We start from the raw sequence: 14,834 nt of genomic DNA on the forward strand, positions 1-14,834 counted from the left end.
ATATTTTAAGTATCATAAGTGATAACTAAAAACTAATATCCACACTGTAATGGTATATTTACAAACAGAAATCCCGGTTTACGCCAGGATTTTATACATATTTGAGATAAAAGGCTGATTTTAAAATTAAATTACCCCTAGATTTATTGATAATACTCTTCAATAAGGCTTTTTCCGTTCCTGCGCTTCCAGAGCAATATAATTGAATTTCTTCCCCTGGCAAAACAATCCCATATTCTTATCTCAATTGATAAAACTGTACCCAATAAAAATCTAAAAAAGGGGAAGCAAAAAAATATTTACTTAAAATAAACAGAGACGATAATTTTTTTAAAAATTATTTCTAATAATAAGGAGTTCCTTCATTAATAAATAATGTTATTGAAACACACGAAAGAAATTACTTCGTAGTAGCATATGGTCCTAGAGGATTATCAAATGATGTCTTTTTTTATTAATCTGAATGTAAGGTTAAAGCGTTCTTTCATAGGGATTATAGATTTTGCTATCCGATGTTCCCAATTTTCCTGCAAGTCACCTTTCATAATAAGTAAGGAACCATGAGGAAGTGGAAGGCTGTATTTGCTTTGATGATGATCCTTCTTTCTGAAATCAAAGTTTCTGGTTTGTCCAAGACTGATGGATGCAATGACAGGGCGTTTCCCATATCTGCTTTCTTTATCTCGGTGCCAGGCGACGGAGTCATTTTGGTTACGGTATAGATTTAATAAAACACCATTGAACTGACAGCCAAATTCCTTTTCGATTCTATCTTTTAAAGAAAGTAATTCGGGAGTCCATGGATTGGTTGGCTTTTTATCTTCTTCTGAATCGTTATATTTTGAATCTCCATACCAGGCCGTTAATCTTGGAGTAAGCACCATCTTATCGTACATCTTCTGTGTACGCTGTTCCCAGGGAACCGTTTCCAATAATTGGCTTTTAAGCAGATCTGCTTCTTCCTTACTCAGAAAACCCTCTCTGTATTCCAAAAGGTCTTTTGGAAACTCATAGAATTCTTCAGTATCAAATAAGCTCAATTGGGTCATTTAACTTTAAATTAAAATATTTATCTTAGTAATATCCCGTTACTTCGGGATTTTTTTTCATCATTTGTGTTTTTACTTCCCTTCGGGGAAGTTTTTTGATTATGCCATGTACTCAAAATGAATTCAATTCTTTTCTCCCATCTTTTCTTTGATCTGTCTGATATCAGTTTTAATCTCTGTGATAAAGTTTTGAATATGATGTTCTGAAAATTCATCAGGTTCATATTCTTTGGTATTAATACTACAGGCAAATTCCCAGATTTCTTTAATTTCAGGTAATGGAATTTTATAAGGTTCATAAAATTGATTGTCAGCTTTTACCCAGATACCATCAGCTTCGTGAAACTGGAACCTTTTATAACTGATGCCATCATTAGTGGTAATAAAAACATAAGTTCTGTCCGTTTTCAGGTCAGAAAGATTTTCGACATATTTCCCTACAATGTAAGTTCCATTTTTATAAGGAGGCATTGAATCCCCATCAGCTGGAAATGCCCTAAACTTACCACCTTTTAAAAAAGGTAATGATATGGTCTCCAGACTTTCAATGTATTCAGGATCTCCATAGCCATTTAAGTAACCCATTGAAGCTTTTTGGGGAATAATCTCAATCTGATTGTTTCCATCTTGATCAACCCTTATAGGCAGAACGATCCTATTCTCAGGAAGCTCCATTATTTCATCGATAGAAAATTTTCTGACATCTACAGTCAACAATAGATCGATGCTGATGTTATAGAATTTTGAAATTCTAAGCAATATTTCAATAGGTGGTTCTGTTCTGCCATATTCATAGGCGACATATCTGGATCGGGTAAGAATTAATAGATCTGCCAGTTCCTGCTGGGTCATATTTTTCTTTCCTCTCAAAAACACGATGTTATCAGAGAATTTTGACATTGTTACAATTTTAGACAACAAAAATACATAATTTGTTTCAAAACGTAACTAATTTTGTCACATGGAAAGAGCAATTGTACATATGGATCTGGATACGTTCTTTGTCATGATGCTGATGTTTCCGAATTTGTTTCCTTACAGCAAAATCTCCCTGATTTCGGTAAATATCAAACTTCAGTAGAACAATATATAATGGCTTGGGGGTGATGGTCCAGGGGGTAAATACATATTATCTGACAGAAACTGAGCGTTACCTAATCCAGGGGTCTGGTTTTGCCTGGCCTAAAAAGATTAAGTTAGTAACAGCAAAGGATAAAAACAATTACCACCTGATTATCAACATTTAACACATTATCCAAGACATTTCTTTATTAATTCAAAGTAAATGTAAAAAATTGAGTATAGGCGAATAATTAAGTCCTATCCTTAATTTTTTACTTTTTGTATAATCTGCATTGTAAGTTATTTTCAATTCAATAAAATTATATTTTAGTTAAGCTATCGAATTAGAGATAGGAGTCAATAAGAAATTTATGATTTCAAATAAGCTTAAAAAAAATAATGCAAGCTATAATTATAAACTGTCGATAATGACCTCCAATTAATAACGGCATGGACATTCCTTAAATGAAGGTTAAAAAACGTCTACTCAGTTCTACAATAAAGCTTTTCATTTAAACCAAATTCACTTTTTTTGATAAAAATATCCAACAATAGTAATTGATCTTGTTTGAATGACTTATTATGAAAGTTTATAAACTTTTATATGCTTATCTTCAAATTTTATTATATGTTATTAGAAAATATAAGAAACTGTTAATTAAAAATATTGCAACATCTTAAACTCTTTTTACTTTCAAAATTTTTGTCACTAAAAACTATAGTTATACCCCACCGTACAGGTCATCTCATTTAAACTTGGGTTTTCGATAGCCTGATCGGTTTTTCTAAACATTTGAATAAAGTTAAGATCAAAACTATGTCTCTTCCATGGAATATAATTCGCTCCCAGCCTGAAATTAGTCACATTAATATTCGCAGTAGTACTTCCAGAGTGGTTATAAGATGCTCCCACACTGGTTTTCAGCTTATCTTCTTTAAGGAAAGCTTTGGTAACCGTTATGGCAGGTCCCCAGATACTTGAAGTCTGAGAAGCAGCATAGGTATGTGTATAATTAAATGAAGTTGCAATATTTATTTTCTTTTCAGGGAATCCTAAGCTATAATTTACATTAGCATTATGGAATCTGGATAAACCTCCCCTTCTTACAATCCCGTTTTCTCTGTTTACCATATCATTCAGGGAATAATTGATATTAATATTCTGTACTTTTTCTTTGGTACTGGAAATAACATAATTCACATTGATATTGGTATTCTGCGAAATCTGCTTATAGTCAATAGAATCTTTTGGCTGCTGAATCAATAGTGGATTGTTATTGATATTATTAAACTGATTTAGCTGCTTATTCGTAAACATGGTAAAGTTGGAATAACTTGCTGTAATCATAAGTTTATCAGAAGCCCTCAGGTTGGCATTGACGGCTCCTACCCAACGGTTGGTCTGTTTAAACTTCTGCCCATCCAGATTATCACGCTGCCTTCCTATGTTTCCGGCAAGTGATAGCTTGTCTTTCCATAAGGTGAAAGCGGTATTCAAAGTAATATTTTCCAGGTCATTATTGAAATAATAGGCTCCCAGCGTTCTGTATCCGGGATCAATTCTTTCATATCTTACCCCAACCATTCCTTTCTTAAGTTTAAGATTAACTCCTCCGTTATAAGCTGAATAACTCTGCATAGAGGAATTAGGAGAGAGAAATTTGGAAGTCACTCCTTTTTTTATTGCCCCTTGGGAGGTAGCTCTCAGATCTTCCACTAATGCCGTATTAGCATATTCTCCATAGACCTCCAGGTTTTTATCAATCATAAAACTTCCGGTCATGGATAAGACAAGATTTTCCTGTGGAAGAACTCCTTTTGCATCCGGAGCAACAGATAGAGAACCTAAATCATCTTTGGCATAGAACCCTATCAAACCAAGCCTATACCTTTCTTCCTCCCACCTGATATGGGCACCATATCCCATTCTACGATAAGCAGGAATTGTATTTGGATTTCCGTCATCTTCAACGGCTTTATTCAGTCTACCTGTCATCACGGCAACCTTTAGAGGGATATTGGGAGTAAGCTCCAATCCTGCCCCGGTAAACAGTAATCCGTTAAAGGTATAAGGTGTAAAAGTCATATTGGCATCTCCAATATAAGCCTTTATCCATTTGTATTTGGGAGCAATACTCAATCGGTTAAACTTGAACGGCACCTGATACCCTAGCTGGCTTCCCTGATTGGTAAAACTGTAAGAAATGGGCATGCTCCATCTGTAAAGTCCGAGATTAAGATTTCCATTTAAAAAATAGGTAAATGGAGCTCTGCTACTGTAAACGTTAGAACTGTAGAACACAGAATTCGCTGAAATCCCACCGCTGATTTTAAAAGGATTTTTCTTCAGTTCTTCCACCGTTCTTTTTCCTATGTTCTCTAAATCTACTTCCTGAGCTTTATTCAACATAAAAATTGAGGTTAAAAGCAACAAAACAGTGCTTTTTGTATAAATTTTCTTCATATCAAAAGCTTTAAGGTTGTTTTTGTACTTTAATATCCACAACTACATAAGAATTGGGTCCATTGGTTACAAAATTCTTGATTTTGATGGCTCCTTTTCTTCCGTCAGCAGTCTGGAACAGAACAACTCTTGGCACTATAGAATTGTTGAATGGAGCTTTCCCGGCATTGGTTTCTGCAACATTGATGGAAGAGAAATTATTTCCGGAATCCAAGGTATCAAAACCTGATGGAGAGAGTTGTACCCCTACAGATTCCTGTGAATTGATGACTTTAGTATGAGAAGCATTAGGAATGGCTATGAAACCTGTATTCTGAACTTCATCCGGTGCTACAAACTGGTTATACAAAAATGTTGAATTCAGACCAAAGAAGGCAAAATCTATTTTGGAACCATTGATCTGGTTTACTTCTCCCTGTTTAATCACTTTTCCTAACTCAGATGAGAAAAAGCATCCCACAGCAGCATGAGCACTGTTAATTCCCAATTGAATATCACTGAATGACAATAAATTGGCATCTGGCAGTACAGTTACCTGTTTTTGCAATGTTTTGGTTTCTTTATCATTGGTAGATTTCAATATAATGGTATAGGTTCCCGCTGCAGGAAGCGTAACATCCGGACTAACTTGGGTTGAGACTGCCGGAACTCCACCTGCAATGGTCCATTCATAGGATGAAGCATTGGTTGACAGATTATTAAGATGAAGCAACACAGGAGCCTGATAATCATTATCAATAGCATCTACAGACCAATTGAAATCTATTGTCATAGCAGGTTTTACATTGACCGTTTTCTGTATAGAATATGTTTCCAGACCATTGGAAACAGTCAGCTTAATCATATGATCTCCAGGGGTTGTAAATACTACATTCGGATTTTCCTCATTTGAAGTAGCTGGATTTCCACTTTCAAATTCCCAAAGATATTGGGTAGCTCCTAGAGATTTATTCACCATTTTTAAGGTAACCGGAGAAATATCGCTTCCTTGCATCTGCCAATCGAAATCAACGATTACTGCTGCATCTGCCTTCACTTCAATCTCTTTGGTATCAACATTTCTATCTTTGTTGGAAGCTTTTAATTTTATTTTATAAACACCCGGATTGGCATACGTTATAGGCTGCGGACTTTTTTCAGCAGAACTAGTGACTGATGCTCCTTCAAATGACCATTCATAAGTATCTGCACCTGTAGATTTATTAGTGATTTCTACTTTTACAGGAACAGAAAAATCATTATTGACCACTTTTATACTAAAATCAGCCTTTACAGGTATGCTTTCTTCTACGGCGCAGGCATTAAACATCCATGCACAGGCAACCATAAGGAGAAGGCAGACTATGTTTAGTTTTTTGTGAGTTCTCATTTGTTTTTATTTTTTGTCATCATGGTTATTATTGTACAAGCATTCTTTTTACCAGCGCCTCACTTCTTGTTTCTAATATGATAAGATAGGTTCCTGCCGGAAGTGAGGTACTATAAGGGATTGTAAAGTAGGTAGATGAAGGCATATCGACTGCAGGATAGGCTTCATGAGAAACCATATCAACAATTCTTACTTTTATAGGTGCTGCTATATCAAGTCCTACCAATACCTTGAATACTCCTTTATTTGGATTAGGAAGAATGGTAAATTCTCTTACATTGGAAGCTTTTACGGGAGTGGTATTTATACCTGATGTATTTTCTTCCACAACAACTTTTTTATAAAATGTTTTTACACATTCACCTTGAAATCCTTTCAATCCGATTTCATAAGAACCTGTTTTAAAGAATTTCAATTCCAGAAATTCATCTGTTTTATTAAGAACCTGGATATCTGGTGTATCAGGAATAATCCATTGTACTTTTTCAGGTTTGGTTGGTGAAGTATTGACAAGCACTACGGTTGACTCAGTATATGCATGGGTTGTCAACATCAACTGCGGATTTAAAACATCCATGGAATTTTTAATAACAACCGTATCCGTTGCAGTACAACCTTTAGAATCCGTAATCAAGACAGTGTAGGTTCCTGCTTTGGATAAGGTAACAGACGCATTTGTAGAAATCACTGTTCCACTCTGGTCTTTCCATTGATAGGTTGCTCCAGCTTCATTGATATCAACATTATAAGTCTGAGTATCTCCCAAACATAAGGTAATATCTGCCCCTAAGTCTACTTTAAGCTGAGCAGGATCTGTAAGGGTATAGTTTCTGAAAATACTACAACCATTGGCATCTGTAACGGTCACATTATAAGCTCCCGCCGCAATACCAGTATTATTTAATCCTACTGTTCCATTTGACCAAACAATATTATAAGGAGCCTTCCCTCCTGTTACATTAATTTTAATCTCACCGTTGGCTGCTCCAAAGCAAATTGGGTTTGTTACTGCAAGATCGTTAATCAACAACTGATCCGGGCCTATAATCTGAGTACTGCCGCTAACTTTACAATTTTTAGAATCGTTGACCAACACAAAGTAATTTCCTGCTGATAATCCTGTTACCGTAGGAGTTGTGTCATTGGTATTCCATTGATAAGAATATGCTCCTGTGCCGCCGGTAGCATTTACAGATACTTGACCACTGCTTTGGTTATTGCATGTAATTGTACTTGCTGATAAGGTAATGGCTAATTCCGCTGGAAATACGAGTGTAAATTGAGCATCTGTCATATTATTGTTTGCATCTTTTACAAGAACCTTGTATGTTCCGGTTGTAAGATTCCCCAATGTAGACTGTGTAGCTCCTGCAATATTCTGGAAAAGACCACCATTTTGAATCTGCCATTGATAAGTATACGTTCCTACTCCTCCAGCAACTACTGCTTTCAGAGTACCATCCTCGGCTTCATCCGGTGTGCCGTTTCCATTAAGGTCTGCCTTATATTGATAATCATTGGCAATATTACAGGATATCTGTTTTTGAACTTCAATATTGGAAACTAATGGTAATGGCTGATCGATGATAAACTCCTGAGAAATAATTCCACAATTTCCAAGCTGGCTTGAGGCACTGGAATAGTTTTTATCTTTTACCGTTACATAATATTTCCCTGCCGAAAGTCCATCAAGTTTAATGGTAAAAGGATTATTTACGGCATCTATTGTGATTCCTGTAGTGATCAAAGCTCCATTGGCTGCATCTTTTCGCCATTCAAAATCATAGGAACCATCGGCTTTAGGAGTTCCGCCAATAATTCTTACGGAAATATATCCATTGCTCAATCCATATCCTGTTGGTTGAGAGATCTCAGTTTCAGATGTTGAAATGGCTATTGCCGCTGCAGGCTGAGTGATAGTTATCGTAACTTCTTTTTCATTACCATTTTCTTTTGCTACACAAAGGTTAGAATCTCTTACTTTTATTTTATAAACACCTGCTGCCAGATTTTGTATTTGAGTATTTGTGCCGTTACTAAAATTTTTCCAATCAAGATAAGGCTGATTGTCTTTGGTTATTTTATATTGAAACTGATTTTGTCCGCCTCCGGCTGTTAATGCAATTATCCCATCATTTCCCTGAAAGCAATATACATTCGTTTGGGAAGTCATGGAAAAGGTAACTGGAGTGGGCTTTACAATCTCAAAACTAATGGTATGATTAGCTCCATCGGTATAAGTAGCATTAGATTCATAAGTTCCCAGCATATCCAATTTATATTTTCCCGGAGGAAGTCCTTGGAGAGTATATGATGTACTGTTCTGAAGTTCATTCGTAATATCCTGATTCAAAACAGCAGCTCCTGTATCTGTATTTACCAATGATATTTTCAGGGTTTCACCAGATGCTAATGCTCTGTCAAAGTTTAAAACAACACTTCCGTCTGTTGAATCAAAACATTTAACAGGAGATATGGTGCTTGAAAGAATATGAGGAGCAGATTTATAATAAGAAAATGCTATAATATTGGATGTTGAAGGTGAATTGGTACAATTCTCCATATTTACACGAATGTAAATCGTTTTACCAAAATCATTATCTGTAAGAAAATCTTTTCCTTTCACATGAAGTACCGGAACATTATTGAACTGTGCTGGAAAAGGAACGAAATTATTGACATCTCCTACCGAAAACTCCCAGTTATAATATTGATTGTCTATATTATCCGGTAAAGTAATGGTTAAAAATTCTTCGCCTGAGATGTTCACATTATTTCCTGTAGGGGGATTGAGTGTAACCACTGGTTTTATAGTTTCCGTAGCGTTACCTGGCTGGTTAAGTCCCCAAAAACCATAGTTTATTTTATCACAAATACTGATATTATGCTCATTTGTTGCATAATCAGTATCCTTACACCCGAATGTTCCACTATTTCTATGAGTAGTTCCATACTTTACTCTTACAATTTTATTGGCTTTGGTAAAATCATGCTCTCCTGAAAAGCCTGTATTGTAAATACCATTCCCGTTATTAGGATAGTTAGTTGATCCCTGTACAAGTGTTACATGGGAATTATCCTGTTTCTGTACTACAATCCATTGCAAACCACCTGTTATATTATTACCACAGGTACTACCATCAAATCCGACGTATCCTGTAACTGTAAAACGATATGTTGCTGTACCACCTACCTGAGACTGTCCCCAGGAATAAGCATAAATCAGGATCAATAAAAGGAATAAATTCTTTTTCATGTGTTTGTTTTTTAATATTCAATACTTATTTTTTCAGTCTTTGCCACCTGATTATTTTTCATCATTGGCTTTAATAAATAAGTGTAAGTATTTCCTACCTGGATTGACTTGTCTTCCAAAAAGTTCTGCCCTCCTGTCAATGTTCCCCAAAGACTTGGTTTTTCAGACCCTTTCTGACGATAAACAATGATCTCTCCTACATTCTCTCCACTGATCTTCCAGTTTAGCTCAATCTGTGCTTTACTTTTGCTGGCAGAACCGGATAGATTGGTAAGGATAGACTGTGGTTCAAAGCTGTTGCTTCTCAAGGTCATTTCCTGGGATTTATCTGACTTTAGCAGGCTTTTGTCTATCGCAAGCATATAATAGGTGTACTGCTTGTTAACTTCCACATCTTTATCTGTGTACACATAATCCGGCTTGATCTCTTTGGTTTCATAGATCATCTTCCAGCTTTTATCTTCTGAGTCTTTGGCCTGACGGTATAACTGATGGGAAACAACATCATCACTATGACTCTTCAACCAGTGCAGGGTTATTTTTCCATCATCTTCCAGTTTATATTCTGTGAATACAGGAGCTTGCGGTCTCACCTTATCAGGTTTTTCCAGCTCAAGGATGATGGATGGTTTTGATTGATTTTTACGTCGGTCTGTTGCTGTGATATAATAATACACCTTAGAATTCAGGTTCTCCAATACGACTTTATCTTCAAACTTATTTTTGGTGATGGCTTGTGGAGTAAGTCTTACCAATTCATCTCCTTTTTGAATTCCTCTGAAAACATGATAGCCTTCAAGATCCTTTTCCGTATTGGCTTTCCATTCCAGGTGAGCAACTCCCAAAGAGTCTATTCTTCCTTTAAAACCTGTTGGAGTTTCGGGAGGCGTTGTATCGTTAGGCTGTGCCAGTACGGAAAAAGATTCACGTTTGTCTCCACCTTTTCCAACAGCCTGTATTTTATAATAATTGGATGGAGCAAGGCTTTTGGTCACCAGGTTTCTTGTTGTAACCAGAATTTTATTTTTGATCGTTTTGTAACTATTTTGGGCATCGGTCTCGGAATGAAGCAGCTCAAAAGAAACAATATCCTTTTCGGCTTCTTTAGGAAATTCCCATTCTAATGCAATGTTTTCGTCTTCCCCGATATTAAGTTCTGAAATCCTTGGTGTGGCTTCCATGCTCTTTTTACCAGCACCGGAAACAATATCAGAGTAAGGCCCATAGTCCCCAAAAATCGTTTTTCCACGAATTCGGTAACTGAATTTTGCATTGTTCTGCTTCAAGGAGTCTACAAAGACCATTCCCTGAGTCTGTCGGCCATCATTATCATTCATATTTATTACCGGAAGATCTCCCAGTTCTTTAAAAGCTGTTCCTTCCTGAGCTCTTTCCACATAATAAGCAGTATAAGTCTCACGAAGCTGTAAATATTCCCAGGATAATGTTACAGTCTGATCTTTAAATATGGCAATAAAATCTAATGGTTTAGGCAATTCGTTGGTAACAGCAATAGAAGCCAATGCTTCTCCTTTTACCGGCAGGATATTTATGGATTTACCATCCTGAATTGTACTTACCATGTACAGATACCTTTCATTAGGTTTTACATCGGTATCGGTATAGCCCCATCCGGCAAGTTTAGCAACCTCGAAATCCAGATCGGCAGCCATAAGGGCATAGGCAAAACGCTGCTCAATCTCAGCAGATTTATTGACTACTCCTTCAAGTTTACCTTGCTTCTCTCCCATTTCAACCTCAAAGCTATCCCCGAAAAGTGACTGAGCCACAATGGCTGCATTATCATTTTTCTCTACTACTTTCTTCCACTCATTTTCTGATGCGGCTCTGAAAATTCCAAGGTCTTTTTCTTCAGGTTTTGTAAGGACTTTTCCATTTCTGGCCAGGACATATCTTTTCAAAGAAAATCCAGTTTTATTAGCCCTCTGCCATGCCAAGGGTTCGTCAACCGCCCATCTCAGCGATATCCCGTCTTTCTTGGGATCTGTTTTAAGCCGTATATGAGGGATAATGGGCTTTTCGTTATCCTTTTGCTGTCCCCATACAATACTGCATAGCAGCATTGTGAAAAGCAATAAATATTTCTTCAATGTATATTGTGTTTTTATGTTCATTATTTTGTTTTGGTTATTAGTTTTTTTGATCACTGTTTAAAAGTGTAAATACTCTTGTCACGGATAAATCCAAACACCATGTAAATAAATTGACTCAAATGATTTTGTCCCTCCGAGACTATATATAACAACAAAGCCATTCTCTCTAATTATATAAAATCTTTCGGAAAAATGAGATTTTGTAGAACATCTAAGCCCTCTCTCATTATCAATTAATAACAAATTATATCTTTCAGATATTGCTTCTAACTCTTTCGAATCAAAATTTTGTCCAACTTTTAATTCTTTAGCAGTATCAAATAGTTTTATTTTGTCATGATTAACTATAATAAAAGCTTTTGAATAATCATCATAATTCAAAGATGTTAACCAATTATCATATGTCTTATCAACAGCTATTTCTTTTATACCATCATAAAATATGAAGTTTTCTATGCGTTTTGTATCCATAATTTTAATTTTCTTTCTCAAAAACAAATAAGATCTTATCCTGTGTATGAAGATAAATCTTTTCATTTTCTACCTGAATAGTCCCTATAATACCATGTTCTTTGGACAATCTTTCATACCATAATATTTTCAAACTCACAGCATCTAAAGCTCCAAATATTGCTCCTCTACTTCCAGAGTGCATATCTACTCCTCCTGATTGAGTAAAATAAATGATGCCATTCTTTACAACCCATCTGGGAAAAAGCAAACGCTTTATTTCTGTAGGTTCAAATATTTCTGTAATAGAATAAGTCTGAACTACTTGGGTTTCTATATTTAAAATGGATATATTATCCGAACTCAGAAAATAAATCTCATTTACATCCAAAATCATTTCTCCATATAATCCGGGATACTCATTTAGAACATTACCCGTCATAACATCTAGTATAACACATTTAGTAATACCTTCGGAAAAAATAATAAAAGAAATCATATTCTGATGAATAACAAGCGCTTTTTGGGATTCTGTTGTAGGTGTGTCTAAATATTCTTTGAAGCTGTGATTCCATACATTTTTATTTTCAAGTGTAAATAACCCTATTTGATATTTATTTCTAGATATAAAGTATTTAGAATCAATAAAGGATATATTATTTTTAAAGCCTAAATCTGAATATTTTGTCCGAATTGAAAAATCATTAATGTCATACAAAGCATAAAAAATATCATCTCCATCATTAATTCCTACAAAATATATTGATTGCGTTAACTTTTGATGAATAATTAAGGCATATTCATCAATTTTCTTTATTAATTGTTTTTCAAAAAAAATAAATGAACTAAAAACACGCTCTTCAAAAAACACAATTTTATCATTATATTTTCCACTAATACTGAATTTATCATTTATATGTATTCTCTCGTTATTATAAAACACTTCCCCATCCTGATTAATGTAATATAATTTTTGACTTACAATTTCATATTGTTTGCATTTAAAACTTTCTATTAGTTTCATTTGAAAATCTTTAAATAATTAATATCATTTTTAAAGTGCTTGATTAACTGCATCGCTGCCTGAGAATTACTCATGTTTAAGATATTCTCATTATCTAATAACCATCTTTTACATTCTTGGCTTGCTGTTGATATGCTTCATTTCTTGCTCTTGTATGGAAATCTATATCTTCCATTACAGCTTTATGTACTCTGCCAAGCTCATCAGTTTCAAAAACATATCTACCGTTATCAACTACATACTTAAAGTTTTTCATCAATGGTGGTACAACATTAAGGAATCCCCAATCTTATCTCATTTTATCTAAAGATCAAAAACAACTTATTATAACCAGTTTAAACTCAGACAATTTTATTACTCTCCGATTACAACTCCATAATCCAGTTCTGAAAATTCAAATCCTTGAATATTATTAAATTCTATAGATTCTTTTAATTTTTCAGAAACAATAATATCTTTCATAAAATTTATCATTGGGAAAAAATCAAATTTTTCCAATAACACTATTTTTTTTTATTCCCATTGCTTTGCTTAAACTTTTATTTTCTTTGTAAATTTTCATGTATTCTGGATAAAAATCTTCCTGCTTAGATATAAGTACATCTGTATTATTAACAGGATTCCAAAATACTGATTTTTCAAAATTTATATATTTCAGAACTTCGTCAGAGATTTTCCTTCCGTAAAATTGAAATACAAAATAATCTAATTTTTCACCTTTATATAAGAGTTTACTTGGGTAAAAATAATGCTCTTCTGGTATATTAAAATTACACAACAACGATTTCATTTTCTTTGAAATTAGCCATCCATCAATTAATCCTGCAATTCCAAAAAATTTATGAACATCTAGTAACTTCCATTCCCAAAACTCTTTTTTGTCAAAACTTTCTAAATAAAAGTAATCAAGAGTTGGTAAGCCTTTAATTATTTGACCATCACGCATAGAATTAAAATAATACTCAGCATTTGGAATTTCTTCTCCACTTGCATTACTAGCAATTCTATCGATATCACTAAAAGTCTTAAAATTAATTTTATAGTATTTCATTTTCTTAGAGTCAATTGTTTGATTAAAACATCTATCGCTCTGCAATTACAACCTCATAATCCAACTTTGAAAATTCAAAGCCAGTAATTCCATTTTTTTCAAATGTATCTTTTAGTCTTTCAGATTTAATATTGTCATATAAAAAATTGTACATTGGAAAAAAATCAAAATTCTCTTTTAGTACTAATCTTTTGAGTTAGATCCTTGATTTTGTATGATTTTGCTGTGACTCAGTTCTAATTCTTTTTTTTTCATTAACAAATTCATCTTTAGATTTTGCAAAAATTTCTTTATTATTAGCTGGATCAAAAAATATTCATTGTTCAAAATTGATCTTTGTTCTAATCTTCTCAACAATGTCTGTTCCTGAGAACTGAAAAATGTAATAATCCAGCTTTTCTCCTTTGTATATTTGTATAATAACCTGCTTAAATAATAAAAGTGAGGTTCTGTAATTTTAAATTTTTCTAAAAGTCCTTTAAGTTTTTTTGAAATTAACCATCCAGGAATTCTACTACTTTCGTCAATAAAATCAAAAACATCTGTCAATAACCAATTCCAATATTCTTTTTTATCAAAACTTTCTAAATGAAAAAAATCAAAAACAGAAATATTGTCCAAAATAATCCCTTCTTCCATTTTCCAAAATAAATCATTACCAAGAGGAATGTTTTCACCATTAGCCCTAGCTGCAATCATATCGTTTTGATAAAATTGTTTAATATCTATTTTATAATATTTCATATTCTAAAGTTCTATTATTTCATTTACATCTTTATTACCTAATAATACTTCAGCCTCAAGTTTTTGTTTTGTATTATTTATCAAGGTCTGAATATCATCAAACTTTTCATTATTATTTAAATCAACATCATTTAATATACTATTTATTTTCTTTGTCATAGCTTCATCATATTTAGGATGGTTTGTATGTCCATTGAGATCTATTTTAGCTTTTTTCTTTTGCAAAGGAATTGCATTATCATTGCCATTAA

11 protein-coding genes and 1 pseudogene are annotated in these 14,834 nt (G+C 34.0%); all 12 read right to left on the reverse strand.

Annotation, left to right across the window (positions count from 1 at the left end; translation table 11 throughout):
• Nucleotides 1-434: 434 nt before the first annotated feature.
• Complete coding sequence (locus J2772_RS14840) at nt 435-1,049, reverse strand: alpha-ketoglutarate-dependent dioxygenase AlkB family protein (RefSeq protein WP_209917967.1); 615 nt, start codon at nt 1,047-1,049, stop codon at nt 435-437.
• A 123-nt stretch (nt 1,050-1,172) separates the two neighbouring features.
• On the reverse strand, nt 1,173-1,949 hold the full coding sequence (locus J2772_RS14845; RefSeq protein WP_209917969.1) for an XRE family transcriptional regulator: 777 nt from the start codon (nt 1,947-1,949) through the stop codon (nt 1,173-1,175).
• Between the two features lie 871 nt (nt 1,950-2,820).
• On the reverse strand, nt 2,821-4,575 hold the full coding sequence (locus J2772_RS14850; protein WP_209917971.1) for a hypothetical protein: 1,755 nt from the start codon (nt 4,573-4,575) through the stop codon (nt 2,821-2,823).
• Between the two features lie 10 nt (nt 4,576-4,585).
• Nucleotides 4,586-5,944 (reverse strand): PKD domain-containing protein, encoded by a 1,359-nt coding sequence (locus tag J2772_RS14855; protein WP_209917973.1) that lies wholly within the window; start codon nt 5,942-5,944, stop codon nt 4,586-4,588.
• Between the two features lie 28 nt (nt 5,945-5,972).
• Nucleotides 5,973-9,200, reverse strand: a complete 3,228-nt coding sequence (locus J2772_RS14860; protein WP_209917975.1) for a SprB repeat-containing protein — start codon at nt 9,198-9,200, stop codon at nt 5,973-5,975.
• An 11-nt stretch (nt 9,201-9,211) separates the two neighbouring features.
• Entirely contained in the window at nt 9,212-11,335 is a 2,124-nt protein-coding gene (locus tag J2772_RS14865) for a hypothetical protein (RefSeq protein ID WP_209917977.1), read from the reverse strand.
• A 57-nt stretch (nt 11,336-11,392) separates the two neighbouring features.
• The gene (locus J2772_RS14870; RefSeq protein ID WP_209917979.1) at nt 11,393-11,785 is read right to left on the reverse strand and encodes a hypothetical protein; all 393 of its coding nucleotides are present in this window, start codon (nt 11,783-11,785) and stop codon (nt 11,393-11,395) included.
• Between the two features lie 4 nt (nt 11,786-11,789).
• Nucleotides 11,790-12,788: a hypothetical protein gene (locus J2772_RS14875; RefSeq protein WP_209917981.1), complete on the reverse strand. Its 999-nt coding sequence runs from the start codon at nt 12,786-12,788 to the stop codon at nt 11,790-11,792.
• Between the two features lie 94 nt (nt 12,789-12,882).
• Entirely contained in the window at nt 12,883-13,044 is a 162-nt protein-coding gene (locus J2772_RS14880; protein ID WP_209917989.1) for a hypothetical protein, read from the reverse strand.
• Nucleotides 13,045-13,272: 228 nt separating this feature from the next.
• Nucleotides 13,273-13,839, reverse strand: coding sequence for a hypothetical protein (locus J2772_RS14885; RefSeq protein ID WP_209917991.1), 567 nt, complete (start codon nt 13,837-13,839; stop codon nt 13,273-13,275).
• A gap of 183 nt (nt 13,840-14,022) precedes the next feature.
• Entirely contained in the window at nt 14,023-14,583 is a 561-nt protein-coding gene (locus J2772_RS14890; RefSeq protein ID WP_209917992.1) for a hypothetical protein, read from the reverse strand.
• 3 nt (nt 14,584-14,586) lie between these two features.
• Nucleotides 14,587-14,832: pseudogene (locus tag J2772_RS14895) on the reverse strand (AHH domain-containing protein); the annotation flags it as partial.
• Between the last annotated feature and the right edge of the window lie 2 nt (nt 14,833-14,834).

This window comes from Chryseobacterium jejuense (assembly GCF_017877355.1).
GTDB lineage: Bacteria > Bacteroidota > Bacteroidia > Flavobacteriales > Weeksellaceae > Chryseobacterium > Chryseobacterium jejuense_A.

What these genes read in the sequence shown, in the direction of transcription:
- J2772_RS14865 (WP_209917977.1), bottom strand. Translation starts at nt 11,335, where the DNA reads ATGAACATAAAAACACAATATACATTGAAGAAATATTTATTGCTTTTC.
- J2772_RS14890 (WP_209917992.1), bottom strand. Translation starts at nt 14,583, where the DNA reads ATGAAATATTATAAAATAGATATTAAACAATTTTATCAAAACGATATG.
- J2772_RS14870 (WP_209917979.1), bottom strand. Translation starts at nt 11,785, where the DNA reads ATGGATACAAAACGCATAGAAAACTTCATATTTTATGATGGTATAAAA.
- J2772_RS14840 (WP_209917967.1), bottom strand. Translation starts at nt 1,049, where the DNA reads ATGACCCAATTGAGCTTATTTGATACTGAAGAATTCTATGAGTTTCCA.
- J2772_RS14875 (WP_209917981.1), bottom strand. Translation starts at nt 12,788, where the DNA reads ATGAAACTAATAGAAAGTTTTAAATGCAAACAATATGAAATTGTAAGT.
- J2772_RS14885 (WP_209917991.1), bottom strand. Translation starts at nt 13,839, where the DNA reads ATGAAATACTATAAAATTAATTTTAAGACTTTTAGTGATATCGATAGA.
- J2772_RS14880 (WP_209917989.1), bottom strand. Translation starts at nt 13,044, where the DNA reads ATGAAAAACTTTAAGTATGTAGTTGATAACGGTAGATATGTTTTTGAA.
- J2772_RS14860 (WP_209917975.1), bottom strand. Translation starts at nt 9,200, where the DNA reads ATGAAAAAGAATTTATTCCTTTTATTGATCCTGATTTATGCTTATTCC.
- J2772_RS14855 (WP_209917973.1), bottom strand. Translation starts at nt 5,944, where the DNA reads ATGAGAACTCACAAAAAACTAAACATAGTCTGCCTTCTCCTTATGGTT.
- J2772_RS14850 (WP_209917971.1), bottom strand. Translation starts at nt 4,575, where the DNA reads ATGAAGAAAATTTATACAAAAAGCACTGTTTTGTTGCTTTTAACCTCA.
- J2772_RS14845 (WP_209917969.1), bottom strand. Translation starts at nt 1,949, where the DNA reads ATGTCAAAATTCTCTGATAACATCGTGTTTTTGAGAGGAAAGAAAAAT.